This is a genomic window from Neobacillus drentensis (genome assembly GCF_036965245.1).
In the GTDB taxonomy this organism is placed as follows: Bacteria; Bacillota; Bacilli; order Bacillales; family Cytobacillaceae; genus Neobacillus; species Neobacillus drentensis_G.
This window is the reverse complement of the sequence record NZ_JBALPG010000022.1, coordinates 42,227-60,638: the sequence shown is the minus strand read 5'-3', so window position 1 is coordinate 60,638 and position 18,412 is coordinate 42,227. Positions and strand designations below refer to the sequence as shown.

The 18,412-nt window shown below is 38.4% G+C and carries 21 protein-coding genes; 20 read left to right on the top strand and 1 reads right to left on the bottom strand.

All coding sequences use genetic code 11. The features are described from left to right. The 4 genes from prmA (at position 1) to deoC (ending at position 3,959) form a co-directional block, all read left to right on the top strand. Positions 1 to 942, top strand: a complete 942-nt coding sequence (gene prmA, locus V7150_RS06510; RefSeq protein WP_335515125.1) for a 50S ribosomal protein L11 methyltransferase — start codon at positions 1 to 3, stop codon at positions 940 to 942. Positions 943 to 1,051: 109 nt separating this feature from the next. Next, positions 1,052 to 1,801 (top strand): 16S rRNA (uracil(1498)-N(3))-methyltransferase, encoded by a 750-nt coding sequence (locus V7150_RS06505; RefSeq protein ID WP_335515123.1) that lies wholly within the window; start codon positions 1,052 to 1,054, stop codon positions 1,799 to 1,801. 8 nt (positions 1,802 to 1,809) lie between these two features. Beyond that, positions 1,810 to 3,183 carry a tRNA (N(6)-L-threonylcarbamoyladenosine(37)-C(2))-methylthiotransferase MtaB gene (gene mtaB / locus V7150_RS06500; RefSeq protein WP_335515120.1) on the top strand — a complete coding sequence of 458 codons (1,374 nt, stop codon included), beginning with the start codon at positions 1,810 to 1,812 and terminating at the stop codon, positions 3,181 to 3,183. A 98-nt stretch (positions 3,184 to 3,281) separates the two neighbouring features. Then, complete coding sequence (gene deoC / locus V7150_RS06495; protein WP_335515117.1) at positions 3,282 to 3,959, top strand: deoxyribose-phosphate aldolase; 678 nt, start codon at positions 3,282 to 3,284, stop codon at positions 3,957 to 3,959. A gap of 162 nt (positions 3,960 to 4,121) precedes the next feature. Here deoC and V7150_RS06490 read toward each other — a convergent pair whose 3' ends face one another. Beyond that, positions 4,122 to 5,063 (bottom strand): Na/Pi symporter, encoded by a 942-nt coding sequence (locus tag V7150_RS06490; RefSeq protein ID WP_335515114.1) that lies wholly within the window; start codon positions 5,061 to 5,063, stop codon positions 4,122 to 4,124. A gap of 193 nt (positions 5,064 to 5,256) precedes the next feature. Here V7150_RS06490 and rpsU point away from each other — a divergent pair, with 193 nt between their 5' ends. The 16 genes from rpsU (at position 5,257) to V7150_RS06410 (ending at position 18,321) form a co-directional block, all read left to right on the top strand. Then, entirely contained in the window at positions 5,257 to 5,430 is a 174-nt protein-coding gene (gene rpsU, locus V7150_RS06485) for a 30S ribosomal protein S21 (RefSeq protein ID WP_007087607.1), read from the top strand. Between the two features lie 15 nt (positions 5,431 to 5,445). Beyond that, the gene (locus V7150_RS06480) at positions 5,446 to 5,892 is read left to right on the top strand and encodes a GatB/YqeY domain-containing protein (RefSeq protein WP_335515111.1); all 447 of its coding nucleotides are present in this window, start codon (positions 5,446 to 5,448) and stop codon (positions 5,890 to 5,892) included. A gap of 133 nt (positions 5,893 to 6,025) precedes the next feature. After that, positions 6,026 to 6,661, top strand: a complete 636-nt coding sequence (locus V7150_RS06475) for an NfeD family protein (protein WP_335515109.1) — start codon at positions 6,026 to 6,028, stop codon at positions 6,659 to 6,661. Between the two features lie 21 nt (positions 6,662 to 6,682). Next, complete coding sequence (gene floA, locus V7150_RS06470) at positions 6,683 to 7,678, top strand: flotillin-like protein FloA (RefSeq protein ID WP_335515106.1); 996 nt, start codon at positions 6,683 to 6,685, stop codon at positions 7,676 to 7,678. Between the two features lie 32 nt (positions 7,679 to 7,710). Beyond that, positions 7,711 to 8,166 carry a hypothetical protein gene (locus tag V7150_RS06465; RefSeq protein WP_335515103.1) on the top strand — a complete coding sequence of 152 codons (456 nt, stop codon included), beginning with the start codon at positions 7,711 to 7,713 and terminating at the stop codon, positions 8,164 to 8,166. A gap of 85 nt (positions 8,167 to 8,251) precedes the next feature. Continuing rightward, a complete protein-coding gene (gene yqfC / locus V7150_RS06460; protein ID WP_335515101.1) occupies positions 8,252 to 8,554 on the top strand; it encodes a sporulation protein YqfC in 303 nt (100 codons plus the stop codon). Continuing rightward, on the top strand, positions 8,551 to 9,747 hold the full coding sequence (yqfD, locus tag V7150_RS06455) for a sporulation protein YqfD (RefSeq protein WP_335515099.1): 1,197 nt from the start codon (positions 8,551 to 8,553) through the stop codon (positions 9,745 to 9,747). The genes yqfC and yqfD overlap by 4 nt, the downstream gene beginning before the upstream one ends. Further along, positions 9,744 to 10,712, top strand: a complete 969-nt coding sequence (locus V7150_RS06450; RefSeq protein WP_335515096.1) for a PhoH family protein — start codon at positions 9,744 to 9,746, stop codon at positions 10,710 to 10,712. Before yqfD ends, V7150_RS06450 begins: the two co-directional genes overlap by 4 nt. A 321-nt stretch (positions 10,713 to 11,033) precedes the next feature. Then, positions 11,034 to 13,211 carry an HD family phosphohydrolase gene (locus V7150_RS06445; protein WP_335515093.1) on the top strand — a complete coding sequence of 726 codons (2,178 nt, stop codon included), beginning with the start codon at positions 11,034 to 11,036 and terminating at the stop codon, positions 13,209 to 13,211. Then, entirely contained in the window at positions 13,208 to 13,678 is a 471-nt protein-coding gene (gene ybeY, locus V7150_RS06440; RefSeq protein WP_335515090.1) for an rRNA maturation RNase YbeY, read from the top strand. Before V7150_RS06445 ends, ybeY begins: the two co-directional genes overlap by 4 nt. Continuing rightward, a complete protein-coding gene (locus V7150_RS06435; RefSeq protein WP_335515087.1) occupies positions 13,656 to 14,036 on the top strand; it encodes a diacylglycerol kinase family protein in 381 nt (126 codons plus the stop codon). Before ybeY ends, V7150_RS06435 begins: the two co-directional genes overlap by 23 nt. A 204-nt stretch (positions 14,037 to 14,240) precedes the next feature. Further along, positions 14,241 to 14,642 carry a cytidine deaminase gene (locus V7150_RS06430; protein ID WP_335515085.1) on the top strand — a complete coding sequence of 134 codons (402 nt, stop codon included), beginning with the start codon at positions 14,241 to 14,243 and terminating at the stop codon, positions 14,640 to 14,642. Then, complete coding sequence (gene era, locus V7150_RS06425) at positions 14,632 to 15,552, top strand: GTPase Era (RefSeq protein ID WP_335515083.1); 921 nt, start codon at positions 14,632 to 14,634, stop codon at positions 15,550 to 15,552. Before V7150_RS06430 ends, era begins: the two co-directional genes overlap by 11 nt. Before the next feature lie 161 nt (positions 15,553 to 15,713). Next, entirely contained in the window at positions 15,714 to 15,857 is a 144-nt protein-coding gene (locus V7150_RS06420) for a YqzL family protein (protein ID WP_149871020.1), read from the top strand. Positions 15,858 to 15,893: 36 nt separating this feature from the next. Further along, a complete protein-coding gene (recO, locus tag V7150_RS06415) occupies positions 15,894 to 16,646 on the top strand; it encodes a DNA repair protein RecO (RefSeq protein WP_283919506.1) in 753 nt (250 codons plus the stop codon). Positions 16,647 to 16,938: 292 nt separating this feature from the next. Then, positions 16,939 to 18,321, top strand: a complete 1,383-nt coding sequence (locus tag V7150_RS06410) for a glycine--tRNA ligase (protein ID WP_335515075.1) — start codon at positions 16,939 to 16,941, stop codon at positions 18,319 to 18,321. Positions 18,322 to 18,412: the final 91 nt, after the last annotated feature.

Below are 18,412 nucleotides of genomic sequence, written 5' to 3'. Positions count from 1 at the left end.
ATGAAGTGGTCAGAAATTAGTATCCACACAACAAATGAGGCGATCGAACCTATTTCACATATATTGCATGAAGCTGGGGCGAGCGGTGTAGTAATTGAAGATCCATTTGAATTGACAAAGAAAAGGGAAGATCAATTTGGAGAAATCTACCAACTTAATCCAGATGATTATCCGGAGGAAGGCGTTATTGTTAAAGCCTATCTGCCTGTTAACAGTTTCTTAGGAGAAACCGTTGAAGCTATTAAGGAATCAATCAATAACCTCATTATTTATGATATTGATTTAGGTAAAAATGATGTAACGATTAGTGAAGTGCACGAAGAAGAATGGGCAACCGCATGGAAGAAATACTATAACCCTGTTAAAATTTCTGAGAAATTCACCATTGTCCCTACATGGGAAATTTATGAACCTGTCAGCAGTGATGAGTTGATCATTGAATTAGACCCTGGTATGGCCTTTGGAACTGGGACACATCCAACAACAGTTATGTGTATCCAAGCCCTTGAAAGAACTGTTCTTCCGGGTGACCGAGTGATTGATGTTGGAACTGGCTCTGGGGTACTCACCATTGCTGCAGCTATGCTTGGTGCAGAGGATGTTAGAGCCTATGATCTTGATGAAGTGGCTGTAACATCAGCAAAATTGAATATCAAGTTAAATAAGGTAAGTAAAATAGTATCCATTTCCCAAAATAACCTCCTGGATGGGGTAGAAGAAGATTCGGCCGATGTGGTTGTAGCGAATATTTTAGCGGAAGTTATTTTACGATTCACTGATGATGTTGCCGGTGTAGTTAAACCGGGTGGGGTGTTTATTGCATCTGGAATTATTCAGCAGAAAAAGGATCAGGTGAAAGATGCCATTGTGGCAGCAGGATTTGAAATTTCCGAAACGATGCTGATGGAAGATTGGGTTGCCATTATTGCTAAAAGGATATAATGATGAAAAAGGGGTGTAAAGCGGACCCCTTTTTATTATTTCTTTCTTTTATTCTTGTTTTATCTTATGTAAAATAAGGAGTAAATTGTTTTAGAGAGGGTGCAAAAGTGTGCAACGCTACTTTGTGAACAAACAAGCAAATGATGATCGTTTTTTTATTGTTGAAGAAGACCGCCATCATATTGTGAAGGTTATGCGCATGCAAATCGGCGATCAAATCATTTGTGTTGATCCAGAAGGAAAACAAGCAGTATGCAGGCTTGCAGAAATTACCGATGAAAGTGTCGTTGCAGACGTTGTACAATGGAAAGATGAGGTTACAGAACTTCCGATTTCAATTACGATAGCAAGCGGGCTGCCAAAAGGGGACAAGCTGGAATGGATTATCCAAAAGGGTACGGAACTAGGTGCACATCAGTTTCTACCATTTGCAGCAAAACGCTCAGTCGTTAAATGGGATGAAAAAAAAGCAGCAAAGAAAATAGAAAGATGGCAAAAGATTGCGAAAGAAGCTGCAGAACAATCCCATCGTGCATTTATGCCTGAAATTGTAAGTCCGATGAGCTTTAAAGAATTGCTTACCAAAAGCAAGGATTTTAATTATAAATTAGCAGCCTTTGAAGACGAGAGCAGAAATGGTGAAACATCTGTTTTTTCATCGACTCTCAAAAAAATAAACAAAGGTGAATCATTACTTTTGGTTTTTGGGCCAGAAGGCGGATTAGCGAATGAAGAGGTTCAGCTTTTAAAGGAACATGGGTTTGGCTTATGCGGGTTAGGCCCGCGAATATTAAGAACGGAAACGGCCCCATTGTATGCACTTGCGGCCATTTCTTATCATTTTGAACTATTGAGGTGAGTTTACAAATGGCAACAGTAGCGTTTCATACACTTGGATGTAAGGTGAACCATTATGAAACAGAAGCCATCTGGCAGTTGTTTAAACAGGAAGGCTACGAACGGGTTGATTTTGAATCGAATTCCGATGTATATATTATCAATACATGTACGGTTACGAATACTGGGGATAAAAAAAGCCGTCAGGTGATCCGACGGGCTGTCAGGAAAAATCCTGATGCCGTTATTTGTGTCACTGGATGTTATGCGCAAACATCACCTGCAGAAATAATGGCCATTCCTGGTGTTGATATTGTAGTTGGAACGCAGGATCGTGTAAAAATGCTTGACTACATTGAACAATATAAAGCGGAACGCCAGCCGATAAATGGTGTGGGGAATATCATGAAAAATCGCGTTTATGAAGAGCTTGATGTCCCTTCCTTTACGGATAGAACACGTGCCTCTTTAAAAATCCAAGAGGGGTGTAATAATTTCTGTACCTTCTGTATTATTCCATGGGCCCGCGGACTTATGAGATCCCGTGATCCAAAAGAAGTTATCCATCAAGCACAGCAGCTAGTAGATGCGGGATACAAGGAAATCGTGTTAACTGGTATTCATACTGGCGGTTATGGAGAAGACATGAAGGATTATAATTTAGCGATGCTCCTCCGAGATTTAGAAGCAAATGTAAAAGGTTTGGAGCGATTGCGCATTTCCTCCATTGAAGCCAGCCAAATAACTGATGAAGTAATTGAGGTTATTAACCGCTCCAATATCGTTGTCCGTCATCTGCATATTCCAATCCAATCCGGTTCTAATTCGGTTCTTAAAAGAATGCGCCGCAAATATACGATGGAATTCTTTGGAGAAAGACTTGATCGCCTAAAAGAAGTACTTTCAGGTCTTGCTGTTACTTCTGATGTAATTGTTGGATTCCCAGGGGAAACAGAAGAAGAGTTTATGGAAACGTATAATTTTATTAAAGACCATAAATTCTCTGAGCTTCATGTCTTCCCATATTCTAAGCGTACTGGTACACCTGCGGCAAGGATGGAAGATCAAGTGGACGAAGAAGTGAAAAATGAACGTGTTCATCGCTTAATTTCCCTTTCTGATCAGCTTGCAAAAGAATACGCATCACTGTTTGAAGGTGAAGTATTAGAAGTGATTCCTGAAGAGGAATACAAGGAAGATGCCAATTCTGGAAAATATGTTGGCTATACAGATAATTACTTGAAAGTTGTATTCCCTGCAACAGAAGATATGGTTGGCAAAATTGTTAAAGTGAAAATAACAAAAGCAGGCTACCCGTATAATGAAGGCCAATTTGTAAGAGTTGTTGACGAAACGGAGTTAGTTAAGGAAGAAGTTTTTACTAAAGAAGAAGCTGCTATATAAGGAAAAAGGACCTATCACAGGTCCTTTTTATTTTTGGACATACTAAAATCAGCAGTAAATTTTTTTGATAATTAAATAGGAAAGTAAGGGGGCTAATTATGGCTACTACTTCTAATGTTGCTGCAATGATTGATCATACATTACTTAAGCCAGAGGCAACGAAGGAACAAATTAAAACTTTGTGCCAAGAAGCTAATGAGAATAAATTCTTTTCCGTATGCGTGAACCCAACTTGGGTAAGTTCTGCTAAAGAGTTTTTAGAGGGCAGCGGTGTGAAGATTTGTACGGTTATAGGTTTTCCGTTAGGGGCAACAACTTCAGAAACAAAAGCATTTGAAACAAATAATGCGATTGAACATGGTGCCGATGAAGTGGATATGGTCATCAATATAGGTGCATTGAAGGATAAAAATGATGACTTAGTTGAAAAAGATATACGTGCCGTTGTTGAAGTGGCGAAAGGCAGGGCACTTACGAAAGTAATTATTGAAACAAGTCTGTTAACGAAGGAAGAGAAAATCCGTGCCTGTGAGCTTTCAGTAAAAGCTGGTGCAGATTATGTTAAAACATCAACAGGTTTTTCAACAGGCGGAGCGACTGTTGAAGATATTACCCTCATGAGACAAACAGTAGGGCCGGAGATTGGGGTCAAAGCCTCTGGGGGAGTCCGCAGTACAGCGGATGCCCAAAAAATGATTGAAGCCGGTGCAACAAGAATTGGAGCTAGTTCAAGTGTTGCGATCATAAAAGGGCTTACGGTAACCACAGATTATTAAATAGATGGAGTGGTCACAGCGCCCGTGGAAGAAGGAAAAAGCGTAGGACAGTCACTCAGAGAGGATCACAGTGCCCGTGGAAGAAGGAAAAAGCGTAGAATGGTCACTCAATGTCCACTTAGGCTAATACTATAAATAAGACGGCAAATTATGCCGTCTTTATCACGATACTGGCCGTTTAGGCCGGCGATCATGTAAATATAAAATCAATTCACCAAACTTTGTTGCAAATGGTAAGACAAGTAATGAGGTTGCCACGTTAAATATTACACTTATATGTGCTAATTGAACGTCCTTTTTACTGGCAAGTAATGGTGCGTTTTCCGTAAGCATCGGAATTAGCGGGATAAACAGCAAAACACCCATTACATTGAGCCAGACATGAGCAAATGCGGCTAGTTTAGATTCTTTTCCTCCACCGATTGATGCGATAATTGCTGTAATGCATGTACCAATATTAGCTCCAAGTACAATCGCGATGCCGGCATCGAGCTGCAAAAGCCCGGCTGTTAAAAATCCCATCGCAATTCCTGTCATTGCAGTACTAGATTGGATAACAGCTGTGATAACAGTACCAGCTAATAGACTTAAGATAAGATTGTCATTAATAGATAAAATAAATTTATTAATAAAACCCATTGTTGTTAATGGGTGTGCTAATAATTCGAAACCCTTCATAGCTGTAAAAACGGAGGCAATCCCGAACAGGAGCATTCCGATACTTCTTGTTTTTTTATTATTAAATAAAATGAGAAATGCCCCACTTATGGCAAGGGGAACAAGGATAGCATCCAGATCAAACGTAATGAGTTCAGTTTTAAACGTTGTTCCGATATTGGTGCCGAGAATAATACCAATAGACTGTGGAAAGGTCATAATTCTAGCTGAAATTAATCCAATTGTAATGACCATAACAGCTGAGCTGCTTTGTAGCAGGGCAGTAATGAACGTCCCTGTAATCATTCCTTTTAATGGCGTGCTTGTTAGTTTAATCAACCATGTTTTTAATTTATTTGCAGATAAATTAAATAATCCAAACCTAATAATGGTCATTCCAAAAATAAATAATAATATACAAAGTACAAATAATAATATGTACAGCATGTCTAGGCCCCCCTCACTTCATTCTATGGCATTGAGGGAAGGGACATGCCACTTTCTAAGACTGGCTGTAATTTTTTTAGGATGGATGATACTCATTGTGAAATTCAGTTGACCTTGTATCAAGGTTATATTATAATTGCAAGGTACATGGATTGAATGTAAGTGTGTTGTGTTTCGGAGGGAGGGAAAGAGAATGTCTAAAACCGTCGTTCGTAAAAACGAATCGCTTGAAGATGCTCTTCGTCGCTTCAAACGTACAGTATCAAAAACTGGTACTTTGCAAGAGGCAAGAAAGCGCGAATTTTATGAAAAGCCAAGTGTAAAACGTAAGAAAAAGTCTGAAGCAGCAAGAAAACGTAAGTTTTAAGAGAGGGTGTAATACATGAGTCTTCTCGAGCGTTTAAATAATGATATGAAACAAGCGATGAAAAACAAGGAAAAAGACAAACTCTCGGTCATTCGGATGGTAAAAGCTTCATTGCAGAATGAAGCCATCAAGCTTGGAACAAAAGAGCTTTCCGAGGATGAAGAGTTAACAATCCTTTCTCGCGAAGTAAAGCAACGCAAAGACTCCCTCCATGAATTTGATAAGGCTGGTCGTCAAGATCTAGTTGATAAATTGCATACCGAGCTCTCCATTGTTGAGTTGTATTTACCGAAACAGCTTTCAGAAGAAGAGCTGTCAGAAATCGTTAAAGAAACGATTGCTGAAGTCGGTGCAAAATCAAAAGCGGAAATGGGAAAAGTGATGGCTGCAATTATGCCTAAAGTAAAGGGCAAAGCAGATGGGTCACTCGTAAATAAACTTGTACAACAACACCTTTCATAGTATTCTGACATAAAGACCGCAGGCTCCTAGTGCCGGCGGTCTTTTAAATTATTTTTTAGTAAATATGAAACTTTTTATCCCTTTTCACGTAATACATAGGGTCAGTTGAAAGAGAAAGAAAGGGGGACCTTGAATGATTGAATTTATTACTAATCCAATTGTTGTAACCGTTCTCTTGACAATTGCGGGAGTTGGAATTGTGTTGGAGCTTTTTTCAACGAAATTTGGGATAGCAGGATTCATTGGTGTATTTGCGCTTATTGTGTTTTTTTATGGGCATTTTCAAGCCGGGCTTGCAGGATATGGGACATTAACATTATTTGTCGTAGGAATCCTGCTTATCTTCCTGGAGTTCTTTCTGCCGGGGGCAGTTGCTGGAACGCTTGGTGTTGCTGCTTTAATTTTAAGCCTTTTTATAGCAGGCGAGGATGCAATGCAAATAGGGGTTTCAATCTTTATTGCCATCATGATTTCTATTTTTGTTTTCTTTATGATGATTAAGATCTTCGGTAGAAAGCTTGTTCTTTTTAATAAAATGGTTTTATTTGATACAGCCAGAAAAGAAGATGGCTATGTTTCAAATATTAACCGCACAGATCTTTTGGGCAAGGTAGGAACCGCATTAACCATTTTACGGCCGGCTGGAACAATAATTATTCATAATGAACGAATCGATGTCGTGAGTGAAGGGGACTTTATTGAGCAGAACACCAAAGTGAAAGTAATAAAGGTTGAAGGTGCCCGAATTGTTGTTAGAGAAGTTAAATAATTCATTAGGGGGTTGTCGTGAATGGATGCTGTATCCGGGGGAACTATTTTTATCATTGCTATAGTTGTTGTTGCCTTAATCTTTTTAGGTATCTTATTAACGTTTGTACCGGTCATGCTCTGGATTTCGGCACTTGCTGCAGGAGTCCGTATTAGTATTTTTACATTAATTGGAATGAGGCTTAGAAGGGTAACACCAAGCAGGGTGGTTAATCCGTTAATTAAAGCACATAAGGCTGGTTTAAATGTCACTACCAATCAGCTTGAAAGCCATTACCTTGCCGGAGGGAATGTGGATAGAGTCGTTAATGCACTTATTGCCGCCCACCGTGCCAATATTGAACTATCATTTGAACGCTGTGCCGCTATTGATCTCGCAGGACGGGATGTTTTAGAAGCAGTGCAAATGAGTGTTAATCCAAAAGTGATTGAAACACCATTTATCGCTGGTGTCGCGATGAACGGTATTGAAGTAAAAGCAAAAGCTAGAATCACCGTTCGTGCTAATATTGAACGCCTCGTCGGTGGTGCCGGTGAAGAAACCGTTGTCGCCCGTGTTGGTGAGGGGGTTGTATCAACAATTGGTTCATCGGATAGCCATAGTAAAGTTCTTGAAAATCCTGATTTAATTTCGCAAACGGTTTTGTCAAAAGGACTTGATGCAGGTACAGCCTTTGAAATCCTATCGATTGATATTGCTGATGTGGATATCGGTAAGAACATTGGTGCAGAATTGCAAACAGAACAAGCAGAAGCCGATAAGAAAATTGCTCAGGCAAAAGCAGAAGAGCGCCGGGCAATGGCAGTCGCTTCCGAACAAGAAATGAAGGCGAAAGTAGTGGAAATGAGGGCCAAGGTAGTGGAAGCAGAAGCAGAAGTACCACTTGCGATGGCTGAAGCGCTTAAATCAGGTAATATCGGTGTGATGGACTATATGAACTTTAAAAACATTTCCGCTGATACTGATATGAGAGGTTCTATTGGGAAAATGACAGGTGAGAAGAAGGAAGACCAGTAAAGCCCACTTTGGTAGAGAAGGAGGGTGTAATTTTGGAAACAATTTTATTCATGATTATTGTCGCTATCATTTCAACTATATTTGGAAAAGCAAAACGCAGTCAAGGACAGTCCGAAAAAAAGCCATTTTCAGCAAATGGGATGGAGGAAATTCGAACACTATTTAAAGAGCTTACCAATAATGAACCAGCTGAAACCACCCCCATTAAAACCGAGCAAAAAGCAGTATTGGCGCAAAATAATAATAGTAATCTTGAAAAAGAATATCTACAAGTCAGACAAGAGTCTGAATCCAGTCGTATGGTGATGACCGCATCGCGTCTGCAAAGTGAAAAGGTGAAAGAACAGACAATGAAAGCTATACAGGACGAAAGTGAAATCATTATTTCAAAAGATCCAGATCCAAAAACTTTAATTAATGGGATTATTTGGTCAGAAATTCTTGGAGAGCCACGCTCTAAAAAACCTTATTTTGCAAAAAGGGGCTAATTTGGTCTTAAGAAATCAAACGAAAAAGATGTGCTAGAACCCTCTTTCATTTCATAAATATGAGATGAAAGGGGGTTCTTTTTTTATGGCAAAAAAATGGGGCCAACGAGTTCGAAACTGGATGGCTAATAAAATGGATCTTCCTCAAGATGTCATGATGGATTTGCCCCGAATTACCATGATAGGACAAATCCATGTATATATAGAAAATCACCGCGGCTTGCTGGCATTTACCGATAAAGAACTCCGTTTACTTTTAAAGCAAGGTCAATTATTAATTAAAGGCAAGACATTTGTTATTAAAACGATTTTACCTGAAGAAATATTACTCGAAGGAAAAATTGATCAGGTCATTTATATAACTGATAATCCGGGAGGAACAAAATGAAGAACCAGTGGATCGAATTTCTATATGGCAGAGTTACCGTGAAAGTATTAGGAAAGGGGATTGAGCGTTTTTTAAATGTGTTAACAAAAAATGGCCTTCATATATGGAACGTAAAAAGGCATGGCACAGAGACAATCACATTTAAAATGAGAGTTCAGGATGCCTTGAAAATTAGACCGTATGCACGAAAAAGTAACTGTAAGATTTCCTTTTTAAGACGAAGCGGGGCGCCATTTTTGCTACGAAGATTGTTGAAAAATAGCGGCGTTATGTTGGGAGCTGCCGCCTTTTTATTCATCATCTTTTTCTTATCGAATGTAATTTGGGGCATTGAAATAAAAGGGGCAAAGCCGGCAACCGAATATCAAATTCGCAAAGAATTGGACAAGATGGGCGTTAAAATTGGCAAGGTACAATTTTTTGTCGACAATGTAGAAGGTATTCAGAGACGATTAACCGATAATATTGGTGCCTTGACGTGGGTTGGTGTGGAATTAAAGGGGACAACCTATCATTTGCAGGTTGTCGAAAAGAATGAGCCGAAAAAAACGGAGAAATTAGCGCCACAAAATCTCATTGCCAAAAAGAAAGCTATTATTTTTAAAAGGTTCGTGGAAAAAGGACAACCGGTCGTTGATATTAATGACCATGTGGAAAAAGGCCAATTACTTGTTTCAGGAGTATACGGGCAAGAAGGAGGGCCTTCCGAATTGATAGCTGCTAAAGGTGAGATATGGGGGGAAACCTGGTATAAAAGCCATGTTAAGCTCCCTTTAGTAACCAACTTTAAAGTATTTACTGGCAAAGAAGAGGAAAAGCATTCACTATCACTGTGGAATGTAGAAATACCTATTTGGGGTTTTGGAAAACCAACATTCAAGAAATATGAAACCGAAAAAAATATTCATAAAATTCATTTTCTGAAATGGGAGCTGCCAATTTCCTATATCAATAAAACAATTCGTGAACGAGAAGAGTTCCAGCGTACCTATTCGGAAAAAGAGGCAGAACAAAATGCGCTTGAGCTGGCGAAAAAAGATATAAAAAGCGAGTTAGATGAAGATGCTATGATCATAGACGAAAAAATTTTACACAAACAGTATAAAAATGGTAAGGTTATATTAGATATTCATTTTAAGATTATTGAAAATATTGCAGTCGGACAACCGATTTCCAAGGAGACTCCTGAATGACAGAGAAATTAACAACGATTAATGTACAGCTTGAAAATCCCGCAGAGGCCGTTAACTTGCTGGGAAATTCTGATCAAAATTTAAAAATGATTGAGCAAGAGCTTGGTGTTTCCATTATCACAAGAGGTGAATCTCTCAGCTTGTCAGGTGATGAAGATAAGGTCAGTATCGCTGGACAAATATTAGACCGATTAATATTTGTGATTCGTAAGGGAATAAACATAGGCCAAAGAGATGTCCTATATGCCATCCAAATGGCGCAAAAAGGAACACTTGATTATTTTGTGAATTTGTACGACGAAGAAATCGGCAAAAATGTAAAAGGAAAAACAATTCGGATTAAAACTCTCGGACAAAGGCAATATGTGTCGGCCATTAAAAAAAATGACCTCGTTTTTGGAATTGGGCCTGCAGGAACAGGGAAAACCTATCTCGCTGTAGTTATGGCCGTGAATGCCCTTAAAAACGGACAGGTAAATAAAATTATTTTAACCAGGCCTGCTGTCGAGGCAGGCGAGAGTCTTGGATTCCTCCCGGGAGATTTAAAAGAAAAGGTAGATCCATATTTAAGACCCTTGTACGATGCATTACATGATGTTCTCGGGGCAGAGCATACCCAAAGGTTAATTGAACGCGGGACAATTGAAATTGCTCCTCTTGCCTATATGAGAGGCCGCACGTTGGAAGATGCGTTTGTTATTTTAGATGAGGCGCAGAACACTACCGATAAGCAAATGAAAATGTTTTTGACAAGACTCGGCTTTGGCTCGAAAATGGTGATAACAGGCGATCAAACCCAAATTGATTTGCCAAGGGGTGCTAAATCAGGTCTTATTGCGGCAGAAGGAATTTTGCAAAATGTAAACGGCATTTCGTTTATCTTTTTAGAACAAAGTGATGTTGTCCGTCACCCACTTGTCGGCAGAATTATCGAAGCCTATGAGAAAAAGGCCATACAGCAATAAAGTCTAGGATAAACCTCGGAGGGTTTATCCCTTTTTCATTTACCGTGGTTCTTCTGATTTTTATCCCGTATTAACGGGCAGTAAGACCCCTGAGTTAAAACTTTGAAAGAACTAATGAGAAAAAGTTGGGACAACTTCCCGTAAAAGCCTGATTGGTTCAACAATCAATCGGTGAGGGATGAAAAAACTCTTTCTCCTGATTGAAGTTTCACATTATAAGGTGAAACTTCTTAAAAAAACTGTTATCATTTTACATATAGCATATTTTGTATATTCTTTCGCAATAACAATGATTCATGGGCCGTGGTCGGGGGGATTTAGTTGGATAAACTACAGCATCATTTCATACGGATACGAAAGTTACTCGATATTACTTTTTTTCAGATATTATTTTTTCTTGTACTAGGAATTGTCCTCTTTGGAGCCATGTATAGTAATGTAAAACCTGAAAAATTGGATTTAAGTTTGTTTTCGGTTGCTGAAAAAACGATTCGATCCCCTGGGACAGTAGAGGATAAGAAAAGTACTGAAAATAAGCGTAAAGAAGCCATTAACCAGGTTCAGCCTGTCTACGTCTTGAAAAATGAGTACACCCAAAATCGCGTTGATTTAATCACATCTATTTTTCAAGCAGCTGTAGAGGTAAATAATGAAATAAAAGAAGAAATGAAGAAGCAGGAAGAAGTATCTATCGAGGGTAAAACTGCTAAAGAGGAACCGAGTGTCGCTGATAAAGTGACAAGATTAAAATCTAAATTGACGGCAAATGTTTCGAAGGATCTTTCAAATCAAGTTTTTTCTGCTTTAGTCCAAGCCAATAATGATGAATTGTCGATTGCAAAGGATTTAACAGTTACAGCGATTAACAATGTTATGACAAAAAGAATTTCATCTGATGAAGTAGAAAATGCTAAAAAAAGGGTCGAGGAAGAATTAAAATATACAACTTTAAATGATAATTTAAAATTGGCTGCAATTGACCTAGGCAGATACGCTGTCATTCAAAATGAATTTTATGATCCTAGTGCAACAGAAGAACTCAGGCAGCAGGCGGCAGAAAGCGTAGAACCAGTGAAAATCCTGCAAGGGCAAATTATTGTCGAGGAAGGTAAGTTAATTAATCAAGATATTTATCGGCAATTAAAATTGGTCGGTCTATTAAATAATGATAAATCTTTTAAACCATTTATTGGATTGGTTGTGCTGATCACCATCATTGTTACAGCGATTTATTATTATTTTTATCAAATGAAATCTCATCCTGAGAAAAGGCAAACGTTCATGTTATTGTTTGGGATTATTTTCATTCTCACCATTTCCATTATGAAAATTATTAGTGTGCTTCAAATTTTTAGTTTTGCTGGCATCGGTTATATTTTTCCTGCTGCAATGGGAGGAATGTTAATTAAGATTTTAGTTGATGAAAAGCTTGCAATTCTTATGTCGATCATTATGGCGGTTTCTGGGAGCATTTTATTTAACGAAGGGGTTACTGGGACACTTAATTTTTCTGAAGGAATTTATATCCTCTTCAGTGCCTTAGCAGCTATCCTATTTTTGAACACACAGAATCATCGTACAAAGATTTTACAAGCTGGAACATTTGCTGCAATTGTCAATGTTTTGACAATATGTGCGTTAATGTTTTTACCAAACGGGCAGTTTTCAGGGATAGAATATGGGTATTACCTTATTACCGCCCTTGTTTCCGGAATTGGTTCTGCTGTTTTAACCATTGGATTACTTCCTTTCTTTGAGGCTAGTTTTGGAATTCTTTCGACGATGAGGCTTATAGAGCTTTCGAATCCTAACCATCCGCTTCTTAGAAAAATATTAATGGAAGCTCCAGGAACCTATCATCATAGTGTTATGGTAGCCAATTTAGCGGAATCTGCCTGTGAGGCCATTGGAGCTAATGGGCTTTTGGCTCGAGTTGGAAGCTATTATCATGATATTGGGAAAACTAAAAGACCAAACTTTTTTATTGAAAACCAAATGCATCATGATAATCCCCATGATCGCTTGCCGCCCGACAAAAGTGCGAATATTATTATTGCACATGTCACAGACGGGTCTGCTATTTTAAAGAAATATCATATGCCTAAAGAAATTATTGATATTGCCGAGCAGCATCATGGGACAACATTGCTAAAATTCTTTTACCATAAAGCACTTCAAAATGATGCTGAAATAAGGGACGAGGAGTTTCGATATCCCGGCCCGAAGGCACAGACAAAGGAGTCTGCCGTGGTTGGGATTTCCGATAGTGTCGAGGCAGCAGTTCGCTCTTTATCTCAGCCAACACCAGAATTAATTGAATCTCTGGTTAAGAAAATTGTGGCTGACCGACTACAGGATGGTCAATTAAATGAATGTGATATTACAATCAAGGAAATTGAAACCGTTTCTCACACGCTATGTGAGACATTAAAGGGAATCTTTCACTCGAGAATAGAGTACCCTGAAATGAATAAGACAAAGAAGGTGAATCAAGCATGACGTTACTTATTGATTGTATTGATGAAACAAATGAAATATCAGAGCAGCAAATACTTGAAATCGAAAGGTTAATCAATTTTGCTGCAAAAAAACAAGAGATTGAAGAGCGCAGTGAAGTTTCTATAACGTTTGTTTCGAATGAAAGAATTCAGGAGATTAACCGAGAATATCGACATAAGGACATGCCAACAGATGTTATCTCTTTTGCAATGGAAGAGCTTGGTGAAGGGGAAATGGAATTAACTGAAGTTCAAATGCCTCGTGTTCTGGGTGATATTATTATTTCTGTTCCGAAAACAAAAGAACAAGCTATGGAATATGGTCATTCCTTTATACGTGAGCTGGGTTTTCTGGCAGTTCATGGGTTTCTGCATTTGTTAGGTTATGACCACATGACTGAGGATGAGGAAAATGAAATGTTCACACTTCAAAAGGAAATATTAAATGAGTATGGACTCACAAGATAAGTCTTTCCCATTAATGAGCTCATTTTCGTTTGCCTTCTCAGGGATCCTACTGGCACTTAGGAAGGAAAGAAACATGCGGATCCATTTTATAAGCTCGATTATTGTGTTACTTGTTTCCTTTTACTTTTCGATTACAAAAATAGAGTGGGTATTCATCCTTTTCGCTATTGGGGGGATGTTTGCCTTAGAATTATTGAATACTGCAATCGAACGAGTGGTGGATCTTGTTACGGCAGAGTATCATCCGCTCGCAAAACAAGCAAAGGATTTGGCGGCTGGAGCTGTCTTAATTTATGCTGCTCTTTCAGTTGTAATTGGAATTGTCATCTTTTTACCGTATGTTTTAAATCTGTTTTAGTATTTGGTATGAAATTGTTCACACTGATTTGAAAAGGATTTGTTAATTCGGTAAAATGATTTAATCAGCTTTCAATTTGAGGACAAGTTGATTTATGGGAAAATTCTAACTTTTTTAAATTTTTCTATTACAAGTAATGATTTTCTCTGATTTTTGAGGTAAAATAAAGAAACAGCAGATACTTGCTGGAAGGGAAGAAGTTTTGTGAACATCGAACAATTAATTGAAGAAGCAAAAAAGGCAAGAGAAAAAGCCTATGTTCCTTATTCCAAGTTTGGAGTAGGAGCAGCATTGTTAACAACAGATGGAAAAATATATCATGGCTGTAATATTGAAAATGCCGCCTACAGTATGTGCAACTGTGCAGAACGTACAGCTCTTTTTAAGGCCTACTCAGAGGGTGATCGGGATTTTCAGATGCTAGCCGTTGTTGCCGATACAGAACGTCCGTGTTCTCCTTGTGGCGCATGCCGACAAGTAATTTCAGAATTATGTCCGAGCGATATGAAGGTGGTTTTAACAAACCTGCAAGGAGATATTCAAGAAATTACAGTAAAAGATTTATTGCCAAATGCTTTTTCGCCGGAGGATTTACATGTTAAATAATGGGGTTGAAAACGGATATAAATCAGGGTTTATCTCCATTATTGGCCGGCCAAATGTGGGGAAATCTACTTTCCTTAATCGAGTAATAGGTCAGAAAATTGCCATTATGAGTGATAAACCGCAAACAACTCGAAACAAAATTCAAGGTGTGCTATCACTTTCGGACGCTCAAATGATTTTTATTGATACACCAGGTATCCATAAACCAAAACATAAACTGGGCGACTTTATGATGAAGGTAGCTCAAAATACGCTAAAAGAAGTTGATTTAATTTTATTTATGGTAAATGCCGAGGAAGGATTTGGACGTGGGGAAGAATTTATTCTTGAAAAATTTCAAACAGTAGATACCCCTATCTTTCTCGTGATTAATAAAATTGATCAAATCCATCCAGATGATCTGTTGCCGATTATTGAATCATATAAAGAAAAATATTCCTTTAAAGAAATTGTGCCAATTTCTGCACTTGAAGGGAATAATGTCGAACGTTTATTAGAACAAATTAAATCCTTCTTACCAGAGGGGCCGCAATATTATCCTGCTGACCAGGTGACCGATCATCCAGAAAGGTTTATCATTACTGAGCTGATTAGAGAAAAAGCCCTGCACTTAACAAGAGAAGAAATTCCACATTCATTGGCTGTTGTGCTGGACAAAATGGAACGACGAGAGGGTAAAGATATTATTCATGTTATGGCAACTGTGATAGTAGAGCGAGATTCACAAAAGGGGATTATTATTGGGAAACAAGGAAGTATGCTGAAAGAAATTGGAAAACGAGCTCGTGTAGATATTGAAAATCTCCTTGGATCAAAAGTATTTTTAGAGCTTTGGGTTAAAGTCCAGAAGGATTGGCGTAATAAGATGTCCCAGCTTCGTGATTATGGCTTCAATGAAGATGAATACTAACATAGTAACCCTAATTAAAATATTACCCTATTGACAAGATTATGCATGGACAACATTAACAAATATTTCGTCTTATGATTTTGGCGAAGGCAGGCTATGATAATTGTAAGGCTTGGGATGCAACTTTAGGCTAGTCTAAATAATGAAAGGTGGGGTTTTCAATGATGGATTTTACGTGGAAAGTATTCCTCCAAACAGGTAATATTGACACATATCTTCTCTTCAAAGAGCTTGAGAAGGAAAACCAAGAAATACCCGGAAATCAGAATGAAGGTCTAGCACAAATCGATTTTCCCGTTTCATAAGCAAGTCTTGCGTGCGATTTAAGAAGGTGACTTTTAATGCTTCAGAAGTGCGAAGGCATCGTCATTAGAACAACAGATTATGGTGAAACTAATAAAATTGTAACCTTATATACAAGGGAATGGGGAAAGGTTGGCATTATGGCACGGGGAGCTAAAAAGCCTAACAGCCGTCTTTCCTCCATTACACAGCTTTTTACACATGGATATTTTCTCGTACAAAGAGGTTCCGGCTTAGGAAGCCTGCAGCAAGGAGAAATCAATACCTCCATGCGCTCAATTGGTGAAGACATCTTTTTAACTGCCTATGCCAGTTATATTGTTGAATTAACCGATAAATGTACAGAAGAAAAAAAACCAAACCCGTTTCATTTTGAATTGCTTTATCAAACATTGAATTACATGAATGAGGGCTATGATCCAAATATTCTTATGAATATTTATGAAATGAAAATGTTAAATGTAATGGGCTTATATCCAATCCTAAATCAATGTTCCGTTTGCGGCAGTACAGACGGACATTTTTCTTTTTCAATTCGTGAAGGCGGGTTTATTTGTCACCGATGCTTGGATAAGGATCCGTACCATTTTAAAATATCACCAGCCTCGGTTAATTTATTGCGGCTATTTTATTATTTTGATCTTTCAAGGTTAGGAACTATTTCCGTTAAAGACGAAACGAAGGAAGAATTAAAAAAAGTAATTACTGCCTACTATGAAGAGTATTCAGGGCTTCATCTCAAAACTAAGAAATTTCTTAATTCCATGGATCATTTTCGCAACCTCTTATAATTGCCTTGTTGACAATGTTTGGAGTTTTAGTTAAAATTCTGTTTAAAATAATAATTGCTGTGACGGAAAGTAGTACTTGGTCATCTCTATAAAAGCGAACCTAGGGTGGTGTGAGCTAGGGTATAGGGCACTAACGAAGGCGTTCCTGAGCAATCGCGTGTTGATGAACACGATTTAAGGAGGCTGCAATACTAGCAGCAAATAGGGTGGAACCGCGGGTAACTCTCGTCCCTATGCTTATAAAGCATAGGGACGAGAGTTTTTTATTTTCATTAGAAAAGGAGAAAAAAAGATGAATGTAACTATGGATCAAATTGTTTCTCATGCAAAGCACAGAGGATTTATTTTTCCAGGTTCTGAGATTTATGGAGGGCTTGCAAACACTTGGGATTACGGTCCGTTAGGCGTGGAATTTAAAAACAATATTAAGGCAGCTTGGTGGAGGAAATTCGTTCAAGAGTCCCCTTACAATGTTGGGTTGGATGCAAGCATCCTGATGAACCCCCGTACATGGGAAGCATCCGGGCATATCGGTAACTTTAATGACCCAATGATTGACTGTAAAAATTGTAAAGCACGTCATCGCGCTGACAAATTAATTGAAAATGCGCTTGATGAAAAAGGGATGGAAATGGTTGTTGATGGATTGCCATTCGAAAAAATGGAAGAGTTGATCGAAGAACATCATATAGCCTGCCCTGACTGTGGCAGCCATGACTTTACTGGAATCCGTCAGTTCAATTTGATGTTTAAAACTTTCCAAGGCGTAACAGAATCTAGCACCAATGAAATTTTTCTTCGACCGGAAACAGCTCAGGGTATTTTCGTTAACTTTAAAAATGTGCAGCGTACGATGAGAAAGAAATTGCCTTTTGGTATCGCTCAAATCGGAAAAAGCTTCCGTAATGAAATTACACCTGGTAACTTTACCTTCCGTACAAGAGAGTTCGAACAAATGGAACTTGAATTTTTCTGTAAGCCAGGTGAAGAACTAAAATGGTTTGACTATTGGAAGCATTTTGCCGAAGAATGGTTATTATCATTGGGCCTTACAAAAGAAAATCTAAGGCTGCGCGATCACTCCGAAGATGAACTTTCGCACTATAGTAATGCGACTACTGATTTTGAATTTAAGTTCCCATTTGGCTGGGGGGAATTATGGGGTGTTGCTTCGAGAACGGATTATGATTTGAAGCAGCATATGGAGTTTTCAGGTGAGGACTTCCATTACCTTGATCCTGAAACGAATGAGAAGTATGTACCATTCTGTATTGAACCATCACTTGGTGCTGACCGAGTAACCCTCGCCTTTTTAATTGATGCCTATGATGAGGAGGAGCTTGAAGATGGTACGACAAGAACAGTGATGCATTTCCACCCAGCCCTGGCACCATTTAAAGCAGCTATACTTCCTTTATCGAAAAAGTTGTCTGATGAGGCAAAAGAGGTTTTTGCTACTTTATCAAAATATTTCACAGTTGATTATGATGAAGCTGGTTCTATCGGTAAACGTTATCGCCGCCATGATGAAATTGGAACACCATTCTGTATTACTTATGATTTTGATTCAAAAGAAGACAACATGGTTACCGTTAGAGACCGGGATACAATGGAACAGAAACGAATTTCAATTACAGAACTGGTGAGTTTTTTACAAGAAAAAATAGTATTTTAAAAAGAAAAGCGGAAGCCCCTAGACGCTGAAAGCTAAACGTTTGAAAAGGTACGGATTTCCGTACCTTTTTTAGCTATTAGGAAAGTATAAA

Excerpts from the sequence above, each read along its gene's own strand:
- V7150_RS06490 (WP_335515114.1), bottom strand. The coding sequence starts at position 5,063 with ATGCTGTACATATTATTATTTGTACTTTGTATATTATTATTTATTTTT.
- ybeY (WP_335515090.1), top strand. The coding sequence starts at position 13,208 with ATGACGTTACTTATTGATTGTATTGATGAAACAAATGAAATATCAGAG.
- V7150_RS06410 (WP_335515075.1), top strand. The coding sequence starts at position 16,939 with ATGAATGTAACTATGGATCAAATTGTTTCTCATGCAAAGCACAGAGGA.
- deoC (WP_335515117.1), top strand. The coding sequence starts at position 3,282 with ATGGCTACTACTTCTAATGTTGCTGCAATGATTGATCATACATTACTT.
- V7150_RS06450 (WP_335515096.1), top strand. The coding sequence starts at position 9,744 with ATGACAGAGAAATTAACAACGATTAATGTACAGCTTGAAAATCCCGCA.
- V7150_RS06435 (WP_335515087.1), top strand. The coding sequence starts at position 13,656 with ATGAGTATGGACTCACAAGATAAGTCTTTCCCATTAATGAGCTCATTT.
- floA (WP_335515106.1), top strand. The coding sequence starts at position 6,683 with ATGGATGCTGTATCCGGGGGAACTATTTTTATCATTGCTATAGTTGTT.
- yqfD (WP_335515099.1), top strand. The coding sequence starts at position 8,551 with ATGAAGAACCAGTGGATCGAATTTCTATATGGCAGAGTTACCGTGAAA.
- prmA (WP_335515125.1), top strand. The coding sequence starts at position 1 with ATGAAGTGGTCAGAAATTAGTATCCACACAACAAATGAGGCGATCGAA.
- yqfC (WP_335515101.1), top strand. The coding sequence starts at position 8,252 with ATGGCAAAAAAATGGGGCCAACGAGTTCGAAACTGGATGGCTAATAAA.
- recO (WP_283919506.1), top strand. The coding sequence starts at position 15,894 with ATGCTTCAGAAGTGCGAAGGCATCGTCATTAGAACAACAGATTATGGT.
- V7150_RS06475 (WP_335515109.1), top strand. The coding sequence starts at position 6,026 with ATGATTGAATTTATTACTAATCCAATTGTTGTAACCGTTCTCTTGACA.
- V7150_RS06420 (WP_149871020.1), top strand. The coding sequence starts at position 15,714 with ATGATGGATTTTACGTGGAAAGTATTCCTCCAAACAGGTAATATTGAC.
- rpsU (WP_007087607.1), top strand. The coding sequence starts at position 5,257 with ATGTCTAAAACCGTCGTTCGTAAAAACGAATCGCTTGAAGATGCTCTT.
- mtaB (WP_335515120.1), top strand. The coding sequence starts at position 1,810 with ATGGCAACAGTAGCGTTTCATACACTTGGATGTAAGGTGAACCATTAT.
- V7150_RS06480 (WP_335515111.1), top strand. The coding sequence starts at position 5,446 with ATGAGTCTTCTCGAGCGTTTAAATAATGATATGAAACAAGCGATGAAA.
- era (WP_335515083.1), top strand. The coding sequence starts at position 14,632 with ATGTTAAATAATGGGGTTGAAAACGGATATAAATCAGGGTTTATCTCC.